Here is a 19,197-nt window from a genome sequence, read left to right as displayed (position 1 = left end):
GAGTAATCTATTCATAGTTCCCCCTCCCTTTAGACGTGGCTAAGCATGTCACAAAAGCGTGATTCTCAAGTCAACCATAGACATCTCTACGGTATTACCATAGACTTCTCTATGTCAATAGAAGCCTCTATGGAAAGCGGAATGGCAGTAATCGAAAAAAAGGAAAAAGCGTCGCGCGAGGATTGGTTGCTTGCGACGCTGGACGTTTTGAGAGAGCGCGGAATAGAAGGCGTAAAGGTCGTCGCTATTGCGCGTAGGTTGGGGTTGACGAGCGGAAGTTTCTATTGGCACTTCAAGAATTTAAAAGATTTACTCGACGCCGTTTTAACCTATTGGGAAGAAGCTTTGACCGGGCACATCATTGAGGATGCAATAAAGTTTGAAGGTCCCGCGAAAGAGCGGATCAGGCTGTTGATGCAGCAGGTCATTCGCGAAGACGCTTCCAGACCAGACGGGGCCATTGCGGTCTGGGCGAAGTCTGATGCGGACGCTGCATTGAGCTATAAGCGTGCTATGGACCGGCGGTTTGAGTTTTCAGCCTGGTTGTTCGAACAGGCCGGTTTCGGGCCTCAAGACGCTGAAATTCGCGGTCGTATGATGGTAATGACTCTGATGGGTGAAACAACCAACGGGTTAAAGAATTCTGACGGTTGGGAAAGTATTCTCGACCAACACTGGCGCGTTTTGGTAGCGTAGTCTTCTAAGTAGGTTCCAATAGCCACCTCGTTTGCAAATTCGATTTCAAACTGATCGATTCATTTGGGCTATTGGAGCATTTACCCCGTCGTTGGTCTCGAAAGCTACCGCCGCCCAGAATTCACCGGTTTTGGATGACAACGAGCTCGCAGCCGACGGGTCTGATAGTTCGGTTGAGAGTGGACCACTCAACTTTGCAAAGTCCGCTTCCTGCGCATTGCTGCCATTGTGGACGTATGACGATGCGGCTTTAGCGAATGGCGGCTTCGTGGCCTCTATTACTTTTTGAAGTTTGACAGAAGGGATCAATTGCAAATGGCGGCAGACCTTCCACCTCATCACTTTCCTTCCGTGGGCCAGCGGGATTTAGCCAAGCCAAACGCCCCTGGCCGTCAGGGGTAAGACGCTGCCTCCCCCTCGGGCAACCCTTTTAGACAGGGCCGTGTACTCGGCTGTGCCTCCGGGCCGCACCCCCCCTGCCGAATAGCATTGCCTCGCCCCCTCCCGCGTTCGCCACGTGGCAGATTAGCGGGAACAGCCAGCTTCGCTGTCTGACCTACAAATCAGCTCTGATTGTCCGATATGGAAGTCAGATCAAACCAAAATGTCTGCGGGAGTATGAAATCGGGACGGCGTGTTAGTTGATGACTCAAAGATCAAATTCAACTGATGTCCAACATTGGGGGCGCCTTCTGATGTCGAACGTTCACCGCTTTTCTGGTCCAACTATGACAGTTGGGTCAGGTTCGTGTGACGTTCAACAAGGATGTCAGGCGACACATAGTTTTGCCATTCGGCGACATCTAAATCTTTGTTTTTTAATTTCCCTAAAAAAGCACGACGCACGAGTCTTGCCATTTGCGACTCAAAGGTTTTCCATCAAGCTGAAGCCATCGCACAGCGGCAATTGCCCTTCTGTTTTACCGATACAGGCGAAAGCCGTATGCATAGGCGGATCGCACACTCTAAATTGCTTTAGGTTGCAACGTGCGAAACATCCCTGTCTGGCGAATAGATGTCGAGGATGTTCCAATGTCCGGTCGTTGGTGTCGGGTTGTTGATCATTGGCACATCGAGCACGGTTGGCTTGCCACTGGCGATTGCCGCTTCCAGTGCGGGCAACAGTTCGTCGGCAGCGCTGAGTCTGTGCCCTTCCACGCCGTAGGCTCGCGCAATATCGGCATAGCCCGGTCCATTTGCGGGTGCGGCGGCTGATCCGGGGAAAGTGGTTCCATAGGTCAGACCGTAATGCGCTTTTTGAAGGCCGGCGATAGTTCCGAAAGCGTTGTTGTTCATCACCAGCCAGATGATGCCCAGATCAAGTTCAACGGCCGTTGCCAGCATTGACGGGTTCTGACCGAAACCACCATCGCCAACCAGGCTGATCACCACACGATCAGGTGCCGCCAGTTTCGCGCCGATCGCACCTGGAGGGCCAAAACCCATCGTGGCAAAACCACCCGGGGTCAGGATTGAGCCAGGGGTCAGGATATCGAACTGTTGTCCGACACCGTTTTTGTTCCACCCAACGTCCGTCGTGATGATGGCATCTTCAGGCAGCGCTTTTCGGGTATCTGCAAGAATGCGCTCGGGCATCATCGGAAACGCAGATGAAGTTGCCATTTCCACATTGCGCGTTTTGAAGTTTGTTCGGAAGCCAGCGATCTTTTTTTCCAACGCGGGGCGTCTGAAACCCTCTGGATACATCTCGCAGGCCACCCGAATAAGCACACGAAGCGCGGCCTTGGCGTCCGCGATTACGCCGATCTCGGTCGGATAGTTCCGCCCGATCTCCTGCGGTTCGATGTCGATATGAATAACCTTGGAGCCGGGAATGTTGAACGTGTAGCCGGGATACCAGCTGGAGCAATCAGCCTCCTTGAAACGGGTCCCAACGGCAAAAATGTAGTCGGCATTCAGGCAGGTCTGATTAACCAGCTCGGTGCCCCAAAAACCAGTCATGCCCAGCACAAGCGGATGGTCGTCCCGCAACGCACCTTTACCCATCAGGGAATGCGCGACTGGCAGGCCCATATGTTCAACGAATTCGCGCAACTCTTCGCTGGCTTGCGCCAGCAGGATACCACCGCCGACATAGGCGACCGGGTTTTCGGCCTGTGCCAGAGCCTCAATGATTTCACGCGCGGTTTCATCGTCTATAGACGGTTTCTTGAGCGCGCGGGTGTTGTCGCGGATACGATCAAAGCTGTCCGATGGGATCACCTCCGAAAAAATGTCCATGGGCACATTGACCAGAACCGGTCCGGGTTGGCCGCTTTCTGCCAGATGGAATGCCTTTTCCAAAATCTCGGCCATCAGGTCTGCCCGATCTACTCGCCATGCACGTTTAACAAAGGGGCGGTAGATCTCCCACTGGGCCGCATCCGCGTGTAGGTTCACTTCCTGATGCGGATGCTTGCCGTAGTAATGCGTGGGAATGTCGCCTGCGATCACAACCATCGGGACACAGTCCAGTGCGGCGTTGGCGACCCCGGTGGCGCAATTGGTCAGCCCCGGGGAGAGATGGGACAACACCACCGAGGCCTTGCCCGTCACGCGGGCATATGCGTCCGCCGCGTGGCTGGCGATTTGTTCATGACGCACCGTTACAAAATCAATTGGGCTTTCCGCCAATGCAGCTAAAACCGCGATATTGGTATGGCCGCATAGGCCGAACACATGCTTCACCTCACGGCGTTCAAGGAAGTCGACAATGTGTTCAGCTACGGTTTTTCCGTCCAGTTTCGCTCCGTCCATCACGCGACCTCCTGCCCGAAGAACTCACCGAACAGGTCCGGCTCCGAGGGGCGATCCTCGGGGATAGGACGGCTGACCCAGGTGTAGTTCATCATGTGTTTCATGGTGACGTTTTCATTGGTGATGTTGCCGCCCCAGATGCCGCAACCCAAGCTGCTGGTCATGGGCATCCCATTGGTCCAGGCACCTGCGTTGGCCTTGGATTGTGGCTGTCGCACCATCATGCGGCTGACCGGAGCCAGACGCGCCAACCGGTCAATGTGATCGTCATTGTGGCTGTAAATGCCGCAGGAATGGCCCTTGCCCCCGGTGTTGTAAATCTGGCTGACCGTTTCCAGCGCGTCATCAAATGTGTCGAAGTGATATAGCGCCATCAGCGTGGTCAGTTTTTCCCTGGAGAACTTGTGCTGCGGCCCGATTTGCCCCTGATTTTCGACCATCAGGAATTTGCGATCTTCGGCGATCGAGAAACCGGCGACCTTGGCCGTTTGCTGAGGCGGACAGGCGATAGTCGGGAAGGTACGGTTGCCCTTCTCATCCCACATGGCCGCTTCGAGCATTGCCTTCTCTTCGTCCGAACACAGGTAACCGCCTTCGGCTTGAAGTGCCTTGACCATATCGTCGTAAACCGAGCGTTGGATGATGATGTTGCCGTCCGCCGAACAGCCTGACCCAAAGTCGGAGGTCTTGGAAATACGAGTGTTTTGAGCGGCGACATCAAGATCAGCTGTCTCATCGATGACGATGGAAGAATTGCCCGCGCCGACGCCATAAGCCGGACGTCCCGAGCTGTAGGCTGCTTTGACCATGGGCTTGCCACCCGTCGCCAGCGTCAGGTCACAAATCTCCATCAAATGTTGCGTTAATGGGATCGACGGTTTGCGAATGGATTGAAACAAGTCCTCGGGGGCACCGGCAGCACGACAAGCTGCGCGCATGACCTCGACCATTTCAAAGGTGGTATGGGCGGTTCGCGGATGTGGACTGAAGATGACCGCATTCCGGGCGTTGGCGGCGGAAACGCCGGTCACCGGTGGTGTCATCGCTGGATTGGTCATCGGGATCAGTGACGCGATCACACCGGCAGGTTTGGCATATTTCACCAGCCCCTTTTCTTCGTCGACTTCGACGATCCCCGTCGAAGGCGTACGCAAGACATCACGTAGTACCATGTGAATCTTGAATCGCTTCGCAGGACGCCCTTCGCGATCTCCGATACCGCTTTCGTCCACCCCTTGCTGGGCCAGACGCGTGAAAGTTTTCTCGTTCCCCGCATACCACGCGATGGCCTGAGACAGGCGGTTCAGCCTGTCCTGATCCCAATCCTCGATTTCGGCCATGGCAGCGCGGGCGCGCGCCAGCATATCGGCCGCCATGTTGCGGTCGTTCTCAGTGAGCTCTTTGCCCATGATGATCCTCTTGGTGTTTTGGAATTGCTGCATCGGTCATACGACGCTGAGATCGCGCCGCGCCGAATGTCCGCTTGGCGTGGCTGAGACAGCGACGCGCGTGTTCTTCATATCCCAACTCGGCGACGCGGCTTTGGTTGGGCAGTTCGATGGAATAGTCGACGGGTGGCATCCGTTCGATGATGCCGGTGAAATCGATCCAGCCTTCGCCGGGGTACAACCTTGCGTCACGGGCCAGTTGGATCATGCCCTCACGCGTATCAGCGATGCCGGGCAGGCAATCTGAGATATGCAGGAAGTGAAACAGGTCCGAGGGGACGTGCAACAGCTCTCCAAGATCCACTCGGCTGAGGTGCAGATAAAGCGTGTCGACCAGAATACCACCGTTGGGCTGATCGGAAGCGCGGACAATATCCAGCGCCTCATCCAGAGTGCGCAAGCGGGAAAAGCTTGGGAACTCCAGATCCACCGTCAGCCCATAGGGCACGGCCAGTTCGCAGGTCTCTGAATAGACGTCGATCAGGAATTCACGATCATCGCGGGTGTTGGTCCACGCGCTCATGATCATGCGCTTGGCACCTAGTTCTCCGCCGATCTCCAGAGAAGGCTCAAAGCTGCGCGGGTCGACATCTTCAGTGATACGCGCAAGCTCGACATCAAGGACCTTCAAGCCGGTGGTAGAGAGAGCAGTTTTGGTGGCCTGGACCTGTGTCTTGTCGATTGGAGATTGAGTGAATTCACCGGGCACATGCATCGGAATGAACCGAGGACTGACAGCATCGTAACCGGCCCGCGCGGCGATATAGACCAACTCGGGCGGCGTGCAGCCAATCAGCGTCAGATGCGCCAAGGAATAGAGAGAGGGGCTTGCGCCAGCCTCTTCGGGTTTCACCATGAACGACAGCTCCAAGCGTCTGCGAATCTCATTTTCATCACACGTAATAAAAAATATCTGATATTATTTGAAATATCAACTTTTAATACTGAGCAGGAAATGAAAACGCCCGGGCAATGGCCCGGGCGTGTTTAACCTTCGTTTTGGCAAAGCTTTAGATAGTGACCCAGTCGCCTCCGGACTGGTGAGAGCGTACAGAGGCATCAATGAATCGGACACCGTCTGCGCCTTGTTCGACACTGGGATATGTAAGCCAATCGGCCGGAACAGTAACGCCATCCCGACGCGCCGCTACGGCCATGGCAAATTCCGTATAGAGGTTGGCCCAGGCTTCGATAATCCCTTCAGGGAAGCCGCGCGCGGTACGGACCAGACGTTCCGCGCCGGGGCCAATGCCGTGCCCGTGACCTCGGCTGATGATACGATCCGGCTCACCGAACCGATTGAACTTCAGCTGTTCCGAATTTTCCAAGCCCCACTCAAGACCGCCTTCGCTCCCGAATATCCGCAACCGCAACCCACCCCGATTTCCGGGGGCAAGGCGTGTTGCCATCAAGGTTCCGGGGACTTCATTTTGGTATCGGGCGAACATGAAAACTGTGTCTTCCAAAGGCTTTGGCGCACCGCAGACATGAAACTCGGCCCTCACGTCGGTCATCGGCACGCCCGAGACAAAACTGGCAAGATGCGCGGCATGAGTACCGATATCGCCGACACAACTGGTCGGGCCTGAAATCTTGGGGTCCAGCCGCCATTTGACATGGGGCGCATCAGCAACATCATCGGGCGTCATCCAGTCTTGCATGAACTCAACATGGATTTGGTTGATTTTGCCGATGCCGCCTTCGGCCACGATTTGTTTGGCCTGCCGGATCACTGGAAAACACGACATCGCATAGCCGACAGCAAAGACCTGCCCCGTTCGTGCGGTGATCTTCTCAAGCCCCTCGGCCTCGGCGACTTCATTGGTCAAAGGCTTGTCGCACAGCACGTCAATGCCCGCCTCCAGAAACGCTTTGGCCGCTTCGAAATGAACGTGGTTCGGGGTAGTGATCATGACGGCATCTACGCCATCCGGGCGTGCCGCCTCGGTCTTTGCCATCTCCTCGAACGACGCGTAGCACCGATCGGTCGGCAAGAACCACTCGGCCCCGCGCGCCTTGCTGTGAGCGGCATCTGAACTGAGCGCGCCTGCGACGACCTCCCACCGGTCGGTCATCCGCGCGGCCGTTGCCTGCGTGACAGAGATCCGTCCGCCGCCGACAACGCCCAGCCGCAAACGGCGAGACAACCGGGGGAAAGGTCCGTCAAAGTTCAGGTCTTCGGGTAAAAGTCTCTCAGCCACTCTGAACCTCCATTTCCGGGACCCGTACGCCTTCCGGCAGCATTTCCACCGCCATGAAAATGCTGGGGGTAATCGTCTCGTACTGATGCCAGGGATAGTTGCCTTCAGCGTCATACATTGGTTTGTGCGTCGTGCCGGGGGCCATGAATTCTTCGAGGTAAAGGGTTTCAACATTTGGCTCACGGCATTGCTGCATTTTGCCAAAGCCTACGATTTGCGTATGCACTTCGCGAAACCCCGGTACCGGGCAGAACGGATGATCCTTGTGCAATCCGACATTCAGCGGCACCGAGCCCGAGTGGTACATGGTCAGTCCAACGTTACCCACGAAGACCTTCGGCGACATGTAGTGGCTGACACCACGCAGACGCTCCTCTTGGCGGATATCGAAAGCAGATGGCCACGTATCTTTCACCCATGCAAACAGCTCGTTGACATCTGCATGGGCGTCGAAACCATGGACAATGACTGCACGTTCCACGCCGTTGAGCGTGCTGTCTTGCACGATAACGGACGAAAGCGGTGCAACGGCCTGATCCTCGATCGAGAGATCCAGTCGCCCAAGGTTAAGAACAATTGCACGATCCTCGATAGACATACTATCTTCACCTGTGATGTGCTGGACGCGAAAGAATGGCTGGGCAAAGTCGAGTGTCTCAATCGGCATGCGCCAACTCCTTCCTCTCATTCATTAGGAAATCGACCGGCAGAGGCTCGGGTGACTCGCAACGGCTTTCTATCGTCTGATAGGCGCCAAATTTCGGCGCCCGTTCGATCGCGTCCATGACCTCGAAAACGTGGTAGGCAAGCGCCCCACTTGCACGGGGTTGGCGTCCTTCTTGAGCCGCCAGGGCCAGATCCAGAAGCCCGAGTCCGCGGCTGTCTTCATTAAACCCATGTTTGTTCTCGACCACCTGCCAGTCTTCGCGACCGGCTGGACGGGGCTGATGAGACCAGCGCGAGGTGTCCCGCGTTTTCAGCCAGACATCCCCCTGAAAAATGTTGGCTCCGTGAACCGGGTCAGGGTCAGGGATGCTGATGGTTCCGTTTTCACCATAGATTTCGAACCGTGGGGTTTCGCTGTCCCAAATGTCGAAGCTCATGGTCATCGACCCTATAGCTCCGGATGAGAACTGCATCAGGCTCAGGGAGTGCGTGTCGACCTCGACATCCATCCATTCGCCGTTGCGCGGGCCGTTTTCGATCATACGCTGCTCAAAGGTCCGCCGTGCCATTCCAGCGACCCGGTCAATTGGTCCAAGACAGCAGATCATCGCGGTCAGGTAGTATGGGCCAAGGTCCAGCAAGGGCCCGCCACCGGCCTGGTAGTAGAAATCCGGGTTGGGATGGTGGCGCTCCGTCCCGTGGGTCCCGACATGGGCAAAAACCCCTGTCGGTTTGCCAATAGCACCCTCGCCGATCAAGCGCCGAACGGTCTGCCAGCGACCGCCCAGAAACGTGTCGGGTGCGCAGCCGACCAGTAACCCCTTTTCAGAGGCCATGTGCAGGATCGCCTTACCATCCGTTCGATTCATAACCAGTGGCTTCTCGGAATAGACGTGTTTGCCCGCCTCCAACGCGCGTAAACTGATATCCGCATGCGCCGCCGGAATTGTCAGATTCAGAACGCAGTCGATCGTCGGATCGTCAAACACTTCATCTGGCGTGCAGGCCTTGGCGACACCGTATTGATCCGCTTTGGCGCTACTTTCCAAAGGATCAAGGCTTGCACAAGCTACGACCTCGACGCTCGAATATTTGGATAGTGTTTTTAGATAGATATCGCTGATACGACCACAGCCGATAAGGCCGACCCGGAAGGATTTCGATGTCTCACGTGTCATCATTCCTGTCTTCGTAGAGGGGTAAGTAATTCGGGGGCATCGGTCCTTTGTTCCGACCGCCCTGCCCCATCTGCTCCCAAGCGTGGGCGAGTATTCCGACCGAGCGGGACAGGCAGAACAGCCCTCGCGACAAGGGCGCAGGAAAGCCAAGCTCACAGAAGATCACAGCTGTCGCGCCATCAATATTCATGGCAATCGGTCGACCTCCGCGTTGACGGGCAAGTTCGGCCTGAACCTCTTCGCCAATGTCGGCAAACCGGCCTGAAACTGTGCCTTCCTTTGCCGCATTTCGAACTAGTTGCATAAGCCGGGGTGCACGTGGGTCGGTGGGCTTGTGGAACCTGTGACCAAAGCCCGAAACGATCTTGCCGTAGGTCTCGCGCCAACTGTCCAAGCCATCCCGAACAGCGTCATTCAGTGAAGCTCCCGCATCCATGCGGGCCGCGATATCATAGTACAGCTCTGCGCACTGCTCTCCTGCCCCACCATGCACGTCGCCCAGCATGTTCACCGCAGTCGCCATCGCATTATTGAGACCCACCCCGCAGGTGGCGGCCATACGCGCAGCCGCGATCGAGGGAGCCTGTGGACCGTGATCCACGCCTGCGACCAAAGCGGCCTCGAACAGGCGCGCTTGCGCGTCGCCGGGCAAACCGCCCCGTACCATCAGCCAGATCATTTGCGGGAAAGATACGTTCCCGATCAGGTCCTCTATGGCATTGCCACGAAAAGCGATCTTTCCGGGTTTCATGTCGACGATGGATGTGCGCCACCATTGGCGAACGGCGCGCTCATCCATTGTCATGTTTTCATCCAGCACGGTCATTGAGTTTGCACCTCTTTCGCGGTCTGGATTTTGCTTTGCGCGGCGAGGCGAATGGGTGCGTTGCGCGCGCCATAACCGGCATAGCCCATGCGGCGTTCAACAATTTCGAAGAAGAAGCCGTTAAAGATGGGGCGGCTGTATATCTGAAAATACTCGGCACCTGCTGCCCGATCGTAGAAAATGTTGCCTCGGCGCAGTTGGGCGATCATATCGTCATCCAATCCGAAAGTCGCTTGCAGATCAGCGTAGTAGTTTTCTGGGATGGACAGGCTGGGAAAGCCGGAGTTGAGCAATTGGTCTGAAGTTTCAAATATATCGTCAGACTGGAAGGCGATGTGCTGAACACCGGCCCCAAAGCCATCTTCAAGGAACGAAGCCGCCAGAGTTCGGCGACCAACTGCCCCGTTCAGGTTCAGGCGCACTTCGCCTTCGGGGCTTTCGATTGCCTGGCTTTGCACGACGCCGGACGGGTCGGCCACATTCACGATAGGCGACTTCTCCATCTCAAAAGTCGAGATGTAATACAGTAGCCAGCTTTGCATTTCATCGTGGCTCATCGTCTGTGCCAGATGGTCGATACGGCGCAAACCGGCGGGCTGGGTCGCTTTGGTTTTTGCTACCGGCTCAAATTCGATATCCCAAACCCGATGCAGATCGGATTTCTCATCAATGAAATGGACGACATTGCCGCCGACACCACGGATGGCCGGAATATCCAGCTCTCCTGTTCCCACCGGCTGCGAGAAATTCGGAGCGCCCAACGCGGTCGCACGCTGGACCGTCTGATCCGCATCTTTGACACGCAACCCCATGTCACAAACCGAGGGGCCGTGGCCCAGGAACGCCGACTGGGCAAAACCGTCCTTTTCGGTATTCACGACGATGTTGATAGCCCCCTGCCGCCACAGCTCGACGGACTTGCTGACGTGCTTTCGCTCCATTCGAAAACACATTGCTGACAGCATATCTGCCAGTTGCGCGCCGCTTACTTCATCAGCTGTAAATTCGACGAACTCAAAGCCTGACGCATAGACGCGTTCCGGCAGGTCCGGGATGCCGAATTCGGTTCCCGGCTCGGTTCGTGATACCTCATCCAGGAGGTTCACCAGCGACCTATAGCTGTCTCGGGCCAGTGTTCGGCCACCGGGTTGAGGAGCTGCTTCGTTGACGCGCGCAATGGACCAAGGCCCCTTGTACCCGGCGCGGGACAACACCCGCACGAAACCTGCAAGGTTCAGCGATCCGAGCCCCGGCAGAAGCCCAAAATGCCGTTTGAGCCGACGTATATCCATCTCAAGCCGGGGTGCATCGGACAGTTGCACATGGAACAGCCGCTCTCCGGGAATGTCCCGAAGGCGGGCGGGTTTGGACCCGTCGGCAAGCGAGAAGAATGAGTTCAAGGCCAACCCCAAATGAGGGCTGTCGATGGCTTCAACGACGCCTAACGCCTGCTCATCCGAGTGAACAAGATTCGACCATGGCAAGCCCATATAGGCCAGACACAACCCCATCTCTTTCGCGATCTTGGCCGCCTCGCCAAGGTCCGCGATTACCTGTTCTTCGGTTGCAGCGGCATCGACCTCGTAAGCAGACCCGACTAGCAGTAATTCTGTTCCCAACTCGCTCATCAGGTCGAGTTTGCGCTTTAGCCGATCAAAAGCGCGCTGCCGACCGCTGCCGGATTGACCTTCGAGGTTATGGAAGGGTTGTAGCAGGCAAATCTTCAGGCCGAGGTCTGATGCAATATTCCGGATTTGCGATGGCGGCCCATCAAAAGCGGTCAAATCCGGTTCGTGTAGTTCGACACCCCCGAATCCCGCGTCAGCGATAGCACTCAGCTTTTCAGCCAGATCACCGGGGATCGACGTTGTCGAAACCGAAAGGCACATTATCCCTGATATCCAAACATACGCGGCAACCACAGGACCAGATCAGGCATCAGCATCATGATCACCAAGGCGAAGATGAGAACCGCCAGGAAGGCCCAGATTTCCGAGATGATTTCGCGCAGCGGAATATCCGTCACGGCGTTGATCACAAACAGTAGAATGCCATAGGGCGGCGTGATCAGACCGATCATCGAGTTCACGACGACCAGCACTCCGAAATGCACCAGATCAATCCCAAGCGCTTCGCAGGTGGGAATGAACAGGGGCACGATCACAAGAATGATCGTTGTCGCGTCCAACACGCAACCCAGCGCGAGGATCAGCAGGTTAACCAGGATCAGGAAAACAATCGGACTAACATCTGAACCCTCCAGCAAGGCCGAGATCGACTGTGGAATCTGTTCCTGAATGACGATGAAGTTCAGAATGAACGCGCCACCAATGACCACCCCGACGGCGGCGGAAGAGCGCGCGCTGTCGACGAACACTTGATATAGGCCACGGAAGGTCAGTGCGCGGTAGAACAACGCTGCCAGTAGCAGGGCGTAGAATGCAGCAACTGCGGCGGCCTCTGTCGGAGTAGTGACGCCGCCATATATGCCGTACAGCAGAATTGCGGGCATCAGCAGTGCCGGGAACGCGTTGGCGGTTTTAGCCGGCAACTCGCGCAGCGGAACAGGTTCTTCCAATGCAAAGTTCCGCTTTCCGGCCAGATAGTAGTTCATCGCCATAAGAACGACGCCCATGATCAGGCCCGGCAGAATGCCAGCAAGGAACAGCGACCCAATAGACGCCTTTGAGACCAGCGCATACAGAACCATCGGGATCGAAGGCGGAATAATCGGGCCGATCGTCGCCGAAGCCGCCGTGATTGCGGCTGCATAACCTCGGCTGTAGCGGCCATCCTTGGTCATCATTTCAATGATTATCTTGCCGATCCCTGCAGCATCCGCGACGGCTGAGCCGGACATGCCGGAGAAAATCAACGACGCCACAACATTGACGTGCCCGAGTCCGCCCTTAAAACGCCCGACCGCCGCGACGCAAAAGTTAAGCAGGCGATCGGTGATCGACCCAGCATTCATGATATTCGCGGCGACGATGAACAAAGGCACGGCAAGCAGGATCGTGCTTTTGTAGAAACCCTGCAGGATTTTTTCACCCGCCAGTGCAACGTCCAGACCGGCGACACCCAGATACATAAGTGACGCCAGCAGGATGGAATACCCGATAGGAGTCCCGATGCCTGCCAGAACAAAGAGTGTGAGCAGGCAGGAAAGAAGTTCGAAACTCATTTGCTTGCGTCCTCGTCGTCTTCCACATCAACACGGGGATGTTCGTCGACCACGTTGTATCCCACGACCATTTCAAGTTCGGTTTTTGGTGGGCCGTTGCGCATGATGTCAAAAAACAGCCATGCATACCGCGCGGCTACGACCAGCATGAACACGGCATAGATCGAAAACACGGTGCGCAGCGGTATCTTCTCACCCGAAAAGGGATTGCGTACCGTCGCGGTCTTGCGGATTTTCATCCAGTCGATGTAATCCCACGTCGGCAGGAAACTGTAGAGCATCCCGACCACGATTGCCGCGGCCGCCAGCATCGCAAATACCTGACGCACGCGTCGGGGCACAGACAAATAGATGATGTCGAATTTCACGTGATCCCGCTCACGCACGATGAAAGCGCAGCTGAAAAAGATCACCCAGACCCAAAGGATGCCAATCAGTTCAAGCGTCCATCCGGCAGGGGTGAAGAAATAGCGCAAAAGAATTTGCAGAAGGAAGATCAGGAAGATTGCCGCCAGCATCCCGCCGGCAATCGCTTCGGTCAATCGGGAGAACCCCTTGATGAATTTTTTCATTGTGGTTCTCCCTCCCTTGTCCAAGTGGCCTCAGTTGCCCAGAGCGTTGATCTGCTCGAGAACGCCATCCGGCCATGACCCGGCAAATTCGCTTTCCAGATACATGGTCTGTACCTGATCACGGAACGCTGCGAGATCGGGTTCGTAGACCTCCATGCCCTGCTCTTTCAGGAAGCTGACAAGGTCCTCTTCTTTCTGAAGCTGCTTCTGGCGACCAGCTTCAGCCGCTGCGTCTGCAGCCTCCTGAACCTTTGCTTGCTGTTCCGGTGTCAGCCCGTCCCAAACCTCTTTGCCGATGGCGATATAGTTCAGGTCGACCAGATGCGATGTCAGGACGATCTGATTGGTCACTTCGTAGAACTTGGCATCAACCACAGTCGGCAATGGGTTGTCCTGACCGTCAACGGCACCGGTCGACAGCGCAGTATAAACCTCGGAGAAGGCCATTGGTGTCGGTGCGGCACCCAGCGCTTTGCCAAGGAACTGCCACGCATCGGTGCCCGGCATCCGCAGGTTCACGCCGTCCAGATCGGCCGGAGTTGTGACCGTCAACTCATCCTTGGGCTGACGTAGGTTCACCTGACGACGGCCCAGATACATGACCGACAGCAGTTTTACGCCCAGTTCTTCTTCGGCCTTCTGCTTAAAGGCATCCATCAAGGGATCGTTGAAGACAGCCACCTGATGCGCGGCGTCCTGGTGGACATAGCCTGCGGTAAAGATCGAAAACTCGGGGAAGAACTGGGCCAGTTCCTGCGCCGAGGTGATCGACATTTCCAGGTTACCGCGACTGATAGCATCCAACTCAGTGCCCTGAGCGAAGATGGTACCATTATAGCTGGGCTCATAACTTGCGAAATCGGCGACCATTGGCGCAAAAACTTCTGCCATAGCGACCGAGCGTTGGTCGGTCTCCGATCCTGATGTTGCGAGGCGAAGTTGCACTTTGTCTTCCGCCAGCGCACCACTTGTTGCGCTAAACAGAACACCGGTTGCAACCAGGGCTGACACAGCAGCCCGGCGGGTAAGTTTGGTAATCACTTTGCTCCTCCCTGAGACATCATGATGCATTTTTCCGATTCTGAGTTTTGACCTATTTTGGACTTTTTGCAAGATTTTTTGCAAAATATCAGATATTTTTCATTACCTGCAATTTCTGTTGTTGCATTTCCTGAAGGTTTCTTATCTTGACAGTCTCGCCAGTTCTGCAGGAATTCTGAATGGCTTCAATGACTTGAAGTGTTCTGAAGCCTTCCCATCCGGACACAATCGGATCTGCTTCGTGCCGAGCAACGTCAACAAAGTGCCCGAGTTGATTGACCAGTGGGTCAGAGGAACCCTTCTTCAGCGCGGTTGACGAAATTGGAATCCACCAATCCCTTTCCTCACCCTGGTAGGCCCATAGTCTTAGATCGGGGACAGACAACGACCCATGAGAGCCACCGATCATGTAGCTACTCTCAGTGGTCGACGGATAGATTGGATATTCCTGAGACGTCATCTCCCAGCTCCACGGAGCAACAATGCTGTCGGATACGCTAATGGTCCCAATCGCTCCGCTTTCAAACGTCAATAGCGCTCCGGCGACATCTTCGTTGTCATAGCCGCGTTGCGAGGTAGCCGACTGCGCCTGTACGGTCACGACCTCTCCGGCCAGGTACCGCAGAAGATCGACATCATGGACAAGATTGACCGAGATGGGCCCCGCACCGGGTTTCTTACGCCAGGGTGCGGCGTCAAAATATTCATCGGGCTTGTAAAACCAGCAATTCGCATGGACAGCGCGCACATCTCCAATCTTCCCATCGACAATGGCTTCCTTCGCTGACTTGATCAGAGGATTGTGCCGACGATGATGTCCGACCATCAGTGGCACATTGGCCTTCTCCGCTTCTTGGACAAGCTCCAGTGCAGCGGAGGCTTCCACGGCGATCGGTTTTTCGACGAGTACGGGACAACCATGCCGAACACATGTGAGCCCTTGTTCGACGTGAAGCGTCGTGGGCGTCGCGAGCACAGCTCCGTCCGGCGTCTGATTTGCAAACATATCCTCGAGGGTCTCGTAACACGCAACGCCATGCTCCGCAGCGTAGGTGCGCCCTTCGTCACTGGGATCTACAACCGCAACAAGATCGACATGACGCAACGCGCGGATCGCGTCTGCGTGGCGGCGTCCAACAAGGCCAATGCCGACAATGGCAATGCGAAAGTTCATTGACAATTTGCTTCCTTCCAGAGGGTTCGGAAACTCCGAAACCAATGTTTATGACTGAGCTGTTTTGCCCAACTTGAACTCGACCGTATTGGGGTTTTTGCGATTCCACAATAATGTATGATATTTTTATTTCTACCATACATCACATTGGATTGCTGATAACTCTGTAAAGTGGTATTTGAAGGAGGAATCTAAAAATATCGGGTGAAACGCATGGCGAAACAGCCGTCTACGATAGGTGCAAGCACCTATCAGCGCATAAAGCGGGATATTATCTTTGGAGAATTGCAGCCTGGCTCCAAACTGAAGCTGGACGCATTGAAAGAGCGCTACTCAGCAAGCCTTTCGACACTTCGTGAAACCCTGAACAGGCTTGCCAGCGACGGGTTTGTCGAAGCCCCGGAACAACGGGGGTTCCTGGTTACACCTGTTTCCCGCGAGGACCTGACCGAGATATCAGAGTTGCGTGTCCTGCTGGAATGCCACGCGTTGGAGTTGTCCATTGCGAATGGCGACACGGACTGGGAAGGCAACCTCGTTGCCGCGCACCACAAACTGCACCTGATGGAACAGCAGCTTCTCAAGGGCGACGAGTCCGAGAAAGAAACCTGGAAACGATATGATTGGGAGTTTCACCAAGCGATGATCGCGGCCTGCAACTCCAAGAACCTTCTGTCTCTGCACTCGATCATCTACGACAAGTATTTGCGGTATCAGATGCTCGTGCTGACCTATCGCGGCGAAGAGGCCGTCAAGGAGCATAAGGGCATGTTCGATGCCGCATTGGCCCGAGACGCGGGCACCGCTAAGAAGCTGTTGGTAGATCACATCCGAAACGGTCTTTCACATACGCTGGAGGCTATGTAGCTCGCTGTTGTTGCCGCCTTTCTCCATCACCTGAATCAGCGGCACGGGACCTGAAAGGCAAGTTTAATTACTGTGCTTACCAGACGAATTCCGTAAGTTTATGATTCAACATCCGAACCCGCTTCATCAGGCAGCCGTTTAAACAAGGATGAGAACGCTAAGCTTCCGCAACCAAGGGTTGCTTTGCACCACCATAACAAACCGCGAACATCCTTGAAGCGGTTTTATGTGAAGCGATCTCTGATTGAGTAGTGGCCATTCAGTGGAACGAGTACAAAAGGCTGCCTCGCGGAAAGTGCTTCCACTCATTGCGTTGGGACGAATGGCCGCTTTAGCTGCCAACGCCTTAGTCAGTGGCAAGGATATATCTGCGTCCTATCTCCTGAACAGGACGCACGTTGGAAGGAAATGTTGAACCCAACTCTTGGAGTTGCTCCGGCGAAAACGTAACCGTGTCGCTTACAACGTGCCATGTGATTATTTCAAAGCATCCCGGCGTGGTCAAAGAGCCCTTGTATCTATAACCAGCAGGGTGGCCGGGTATCAGATTTTCCGGAGACATCACAATTTCTGGTTTCACGAATTGCCCCTTGGCTGGGACGTGGTCTAGCAAGCTGTCCACTTCAACATTCGCCGCGCCGGTCTCTACCAGCACTGCAATTACGAGCAAATCGCCTTCGTCGGATTGATGCACGAAATGGATTTCCGCACCCGCCTGCTTGCTGTTGATATGGTGCTCAGAGCCGTGGTGGAAATGGAATTGGACAAATTGGTACTTCCGATTTCCAATGGCGGCGCTACCTGCTTGGCCTTGAGTGCTGATTTCCAGAGAATGCCCGCTATTCATGATCGCTGGAGCGAACGCCTGCCAGTGCAGAACCAATGCTGGCGGCTCAGCCTTGACGGTCATTGATGTCTTGATATCGATTGGCGATTGTTCGTGACCCTCAGAGCAAATACTCAGCGCCGGGCTTAATTCCCCCCAATGTTCAGGGCCAGTGTCGCCGACGTAGCCCCAGTTGGTTTCTTCCGCATTTGCGTGCTGTGATGACGAAAGCATGAAGATCACACCCAACAAGAACGCCATGGCGTGCCGTACCATCAGTTTTTACTCCTGCTTGTTCTTTCGCTTTACTTTTAACCGTTTGCTTCGAGCATCTGACAGATCTGCCGCTGCCCACTGCGACGTGCGTAGGTGTTTCCGAGGAAGATTAGTTTTTTGGCAACCCGTTTTGAAATAACGATTTAATCGAAGACGATAGGCTCTGCTTATCGGGCGCGAATAAACTTCCCTACGGGAGCTCTGAATTTTGCTTGTAAGCGAGGATCGGGAGACTTGACGCAAAGGAGGCGGGCCCGCCACATCATAGCGGTGTCTTGCCATCGAGTGGCTGCTGCGTGACATTTGAAGGCCAAACGGGGAATTCGGACATCATGGATTTCAATCAAGTACGATACTTTCTGGCACTCGCTGATACGCTGAACTTTACGCGAGCGGCCGAGCAATGCTTTGTTTCACAACCGGCGTTGACGCAAGCCATCAAACGTTTGGAAACCGAGCTAGGTGGGGAGTTGATCCACCGAGATGGTCGCGAGAATGAGCTGACCGAGCTTGGCAGATCATTACGGGCGCATTTTGAACAGATTGACCGAACCCGGCATATGGTTCGGGCAACTGCCAAGGCAGTGAATGCTGGGGAAATCGCTGAGCTTAATATTGGATTGATGTGTACAGTCGGCCCTGGTGTACTCGCCCCGATGTTGGATGAATTTCGCGTCACATATCCGATGGTCTCCATTTTGCTGCATGACGTTGCACCCGCCTCCATCCCCGATTTGTTGTTGTCCGGCGCTCTGGATGGGGCCTTTTGCGCTCGACATGGCCCGCCCCATCCGCAATTGGACTATGTTGAGCTGTTCGAGGAGCCGATGGTCATTGCGTTTCCGTCCGATCATCCGTTTTCCGAACTTGACACAGTGCCTTTGCGTGACATTGCCAAGCAGCAATATGTCGAACGGCTTCACTGCGAATTCCGCGAAGAAGTTTTGGAATTTTATCGGGAACTTGACCTTGAGCTTGAAGTTGCTTTCAGAAGTCAACGAGAGGATTGGATACAGGGTTTGGTCAGGGATGGCGTGGGGGTTTGCTGCATTCCTCGATATTCACTTTTGCGTCCCGAATTGGAGCATCGACCGATTGTCGAACCCACACTTTCAAGAAAAGTTTCCTTCGCCACAGTGGGACAAGCGACGCCAACGCCCGCTCTAAAGGCGCTTGCGGAACTTGCAGAGGCGCATGAATGGCCGGAGTATCAGCCAGCCGGCTAACACACGACGGCAAATAGTTTGACCCAAAACCTTCCTTTTAACTCACCACGCATGTGTAGGCGTGACCATAAGCGTTGCCTATCGTCTTCGATCAACTCGATATTTCCGTTCAAAATAATCGCGGCATACGATCTGCCCAACAACAGACGCTTGCGTCTGTGTAAGGCTCAAGGAGGATCGTAAAACACATCTGCTAATGGGTAGCCGAAACCGACGCGGAATTTGCAGTTAATGCAACCATCATTGACTTGTAGCGAGA

Annotated in this window: 16 protein-coding genes; 3 read left to right on the top strand and 13 right to left on the bottom strand. The window is 55.1% G+C overall.

The features are described from left to right. The first annotated feature begins 141 nt into the window (after window positions 1-141). Window positions 142-696 carry a TetR/AcrR family transcriptional regulator gene (locus tag ACR0DL_RS16935; RefSeq protein ID WP_480690338.1) on the top strand — a complete coding sequence of 185 codons (555 nt, stop codon included), beginning with the start codon at window positions 142-144 and terminating at the stop codon, window positions 694-696. Between the two features lie 975 nt (window positions 697-1,671). Here the strand turns inward: ACR0DL_RS16935 and ACR0DL_RS16930 are convergent. The 12 genes from ACR0DL_RS16930 to ACR0DL_RS16875 form a co-directional block, all read right to left on the bottom strand. After that, window positions 1,672-3,453 (bottom strand): thiamine pyrophosphate-binding protein, encoded by a 1,782-nt coding sequence (locus tag ACR0DL_RS16930; protein WP_480690336.1) that lies wholly within the window; start codon window positions 3,451-3,453, stop codon window positions 1,672-1,674. Continuing rightward, on the bottom strand, window positions 3,453-4,862 hold the full coding sequence (locus ACR0DL_RS16925; RefSeq protein ID WP_480690334.1) for an aldehyde dehydrogenase family protein: 1,410 nt from the start codon (window positions 4,860-4,862) through the stop codon (window positions 3,453-3,455). The genes ACR0DL_RS16930 and ACR0DL_RS16925 overlap by 1 nt, the downstream gene beginning before the upstream one ends. Further along, the gene (locus tag ACR0DL_RS16920; protein ID WP_480690332.1) at window positions 4,843-5,757 is read right to left on the bottom strand and encodes a sugar phosphate isomerase/epimerase family protein; all 915 of its coding nucleotides are present in this window, start codon (window positions 5,755-5,757) and stop codon (window positions 4,843-4,845) included. Before ACR0DL_RS16920 ends, ACR0DL_RS16925 begins: the two co-directional genes overlap by 20 nt. A gap of 154 nt (window positions 5,758-5,911) precedes the next feature. Further along, window positions 5,912-7,102, bottom strand: coding sequence for a Gfo/Idh/MocA family protein (locus ACR0DL_RS16915; protein ID WP_480690330.1), 1,191 nt, complete (start codon window positions 7,100-7,102; stop codon window positions 5,912-5,914). Continuing rightward, entirely contained in the window at window positions 7,095-7,769 is a 675-nt protein-coding gene (locus ACR0DL_RS16910; protein WP_480690328.1) for a hypothetical protein, read from the bottom strand. Before ACR0DL_RS16910 ends, ACR0DL_RS16915 begins: the two co-directional genes overlap by 8 nt. Further along, on the bottom strand, window positions 7,759-8,949 hold the full coding sequence (locus ACR0DL_RS16905; protein ID WP_480690326.1) for a Gfo/Idh/MocA family protein: 1,191 nt from the start codon (window positions 8,947-8,949) through the stop codon (window positions 7,759-7,761). The genes ACR0DL_RS16910 and ACR0DL_RS16905 overlap by 11 nt, the downstream gene beginning before the upstream one ends. Next, entirely contained in the window at window positions 8,936-9,772 is an 837-nt protein-coding gene (locus ACR0DL_RS16900) for a citryl-CoA lyase (RefSeq protein WP_254428574.1), read from the bottom strand. Before ACR0DL_RS16900 ends, ACR0DL_RS16905 begins: the two co-directional genes overlap by 14 nt. Continuing rightward, the gene (locus ACR0DL_RS16895; RefSeq protein ID WP_480690323.1) at window positions 9,769-11,661 is read right to left on the bottom strand and encodes a bifunctional sugar phosphate isomerase/epimerase/4-hydroxyphenylpyruvate dioxygenase family protein; all 1,893 of its coding nucleotides are present in this window, start codon (window positions 11,659-11,661) and stop codon (window positions 9,769-9,771) included. Before ACR0DL_RS16895 ends, ACR0DL_RS16900 begins: the two co-directional genes overlap by 4 nt. Next, window positions 11,661-12,956: a TRAP transporter large permease gene (locus ACR0DL_RS16890; protein WP_074736095.1), complete on the bottom strand. Its 1,296-nt coding sequence runs from the start codon at window positions 12,954-12,956 to the stop codon at window positions 11,661-11,663. The genes ACR0DL_RS16895 and ACR0DL_RS16890 overlap by 1 nt, the downstream gene beginning before the upstream one ends. Beyond that, on the bottom strand, window positions 12,953-13,528 hold the full coding sequence (locus tag ACR0DL_RS16885; protein WP_170414485.1) for a TRAP transporter small permease: 576 nt from the start codon (window positions 13,526-13,528) through the stop codon (window positions 12,953-12,955). Before ACR0DL_RS16885 ends, ACR0DL_RS16890 begins: the two co-directional genes overlap by 4 nt. Before the next feature lie 30 nt (window positions 13,529-13,558). Next, entirely contained in the window at window positions 13,559-14,569 is a 1,011-nt protein-coding gene (dctP, locus tag ACR0DL_RS16880) for a TRAP transporter substrate-binding protein DctP (RefSeq protein ID WP_170378495.1), read from the bottom strand. A gap of 88 nt (window positions 14,570-14,657) precedes the next feature. After that, complete coding sequence (locus ACR0DL_RS16875) at window positions 14,658-15,743, bottom strand: Gfo/Idh/MocA family protein (RefSeq protein ID WP_480690321.1); 1,086 nt, start codon at window positions 15,741-15,743, stop codon at window positions 14,658-14,660. Between the two features lie 213 nt (window positions 15,744-15,956). Between ACR0DL_RS16875 and ACR0DL_RS16870 the strand changes: the two genes are divergently transcribed. Continuing rightward, window positions 15,957-16,610, top strand: a complete 654-nt coding sequence (locus ACR0DL_RS16870) for a GntR family transcriptional regulator (RefSeq protein WP_170351617.1) — start codon at window positions 15,957-15,959, stop codon at window positions 16,608-16,610. Window positions 16,611-16,956: 346 nt separating this feature from the next. On the opposite strand, the gene ACR0DL_RS16865 is transcribed toward ACR0DL_RS16870, so the two are convergent. After that, window positions 16,957-17,712, bottom strand: coding sequence for a carbonic anhydrase (locus ACR0DL_RS16865; protein WP_480690319.1), 756 nt, complete (start codon window positions 17,710-17,712; stop codon window positions 16,957-16,959). 332 nt (window positions 17,713-18,044) lie between these two features. Here ACR0DL_RS16865 and ACR0DL_RS16860 point away from each other — a divergent pair, with 332 nt between their 5' ends. Next, window positions 18,045-18,938, top strand: coding sequence for a LysR family transcriptional regulator (locus ACR0DL_RS16860; protein WP_170414479.1), 894 nt, complete (start codon window positions 18,045-18,047; stop codon window positions 18,936-18,938). Window positions 18,939-19,197 lie beyond the last annotated feature (259 nt).

It is taken from the genome of Ruegeria sp. BB5, from assembly GCF_056539405.1.
The sequence above is the reverse complement of the archived record's forward strand: the minus strand, read 5'-3'. Positions and strand labels throughout refer to the sequence as shown.

Coding starts and splice junctions, on each gene's coding strand:
- ACR0DL_RS16935 (WP_480690338.1), top strand. CDS start 142: ATGGCAGTAATCGAAAAAAAGGAAAAAGCGTCGCGCGAGGATTGGTTG.
- ACR0DL_RS16870 (WP_170351617.1), top strand. CDS start 15,957: ATGGCGAAACAGCCGTCTACGATAGGTGCAAGCACCTATCAGCGCATA.
- ACR0DL_RS16875 (WP_480690321.1), bottom strand. CDS start 15,743: ATGAACTTTCGCATTGCCATTGTCGGCATTGGCCTTGTTGGACGCCGC.
- ACR0DL_RS16895 (WP_480690323.1), bottom strand. CDS start 11,661: ATGTGCCTTTCGGTTTCGACAACGTCGATCCCCGGTGATCTGGCTGAA.
- ACR0DL_RS16920 (WP_480690332.1), bottom strand. CDS start 5,757: ATGGTGAAACCCGAAGAGGCTGGCGCAAGCCCCTCTCTCTATTCCTTG.
- ACR0DL_RS16900 (WP_254428574.1), bottom strand. CDS start 9,772: ATGACCGTGCTGGATGAAAACATGACAATGGATGAGCGCGCCGTTCGC.
- ACR0DL_RS16885 (WP_170414485.1), bottom strand. CDS start 13,528: ATGAAAAAATTCATCAAGGGGTTCTCCCGATTGACCGAAGCGATTGCC.
- ACR0DL_RS16930 (WP_480690336.1), bottom strand. CDS start 3,453: ATGGACGGAGCGAAACTGGACGGAAAAACCGTAGCTGAACACATTGTC.
- ACR0DL_RS16865 (WP_480690319.1), bottom strand. CDS start 17,712: ATGGTACGGCACGCCATGGCGTTCTTGTTGGGTGTGATCTTCATGCTT.
- ACR0DL_RS16905 (WP_480690326.1), bottom strand. CDS start 8,949: ATGATGACACGTGAGACATCGAAATCCTTCCGGGTCGGCCTTATCGGC.
- ACR0DL_RS16910 (WP_480690328.1), bottom strand. CDS start 7,769: ATGCCGATTGAGACACTCGACTTTGCCCAGCCATTCTTTCGCGTCCAG.
- ACR0DL_RS16890 (WP_074736095.1), bottom strand. CDS start 12,956: ATGAGTTTCGAACTTCTTTCCTGCCTGCTCACACTCTTTGTTCTGGCA.
- ACR0DL_RS16860 (WP_170414479.1), top strand. CDS start 18,045: ATGGATTTCAATCAAGTACGATACTTTCTGGCACTCGCTGATACGCTG.
- ACR0DL_RS16925 (WP_480690334.1), bottom strand. CDS start 4,862: ATGGGCAAAGAGCTCACTGAGAACGACCGCAACATGGCGGCCGATATG.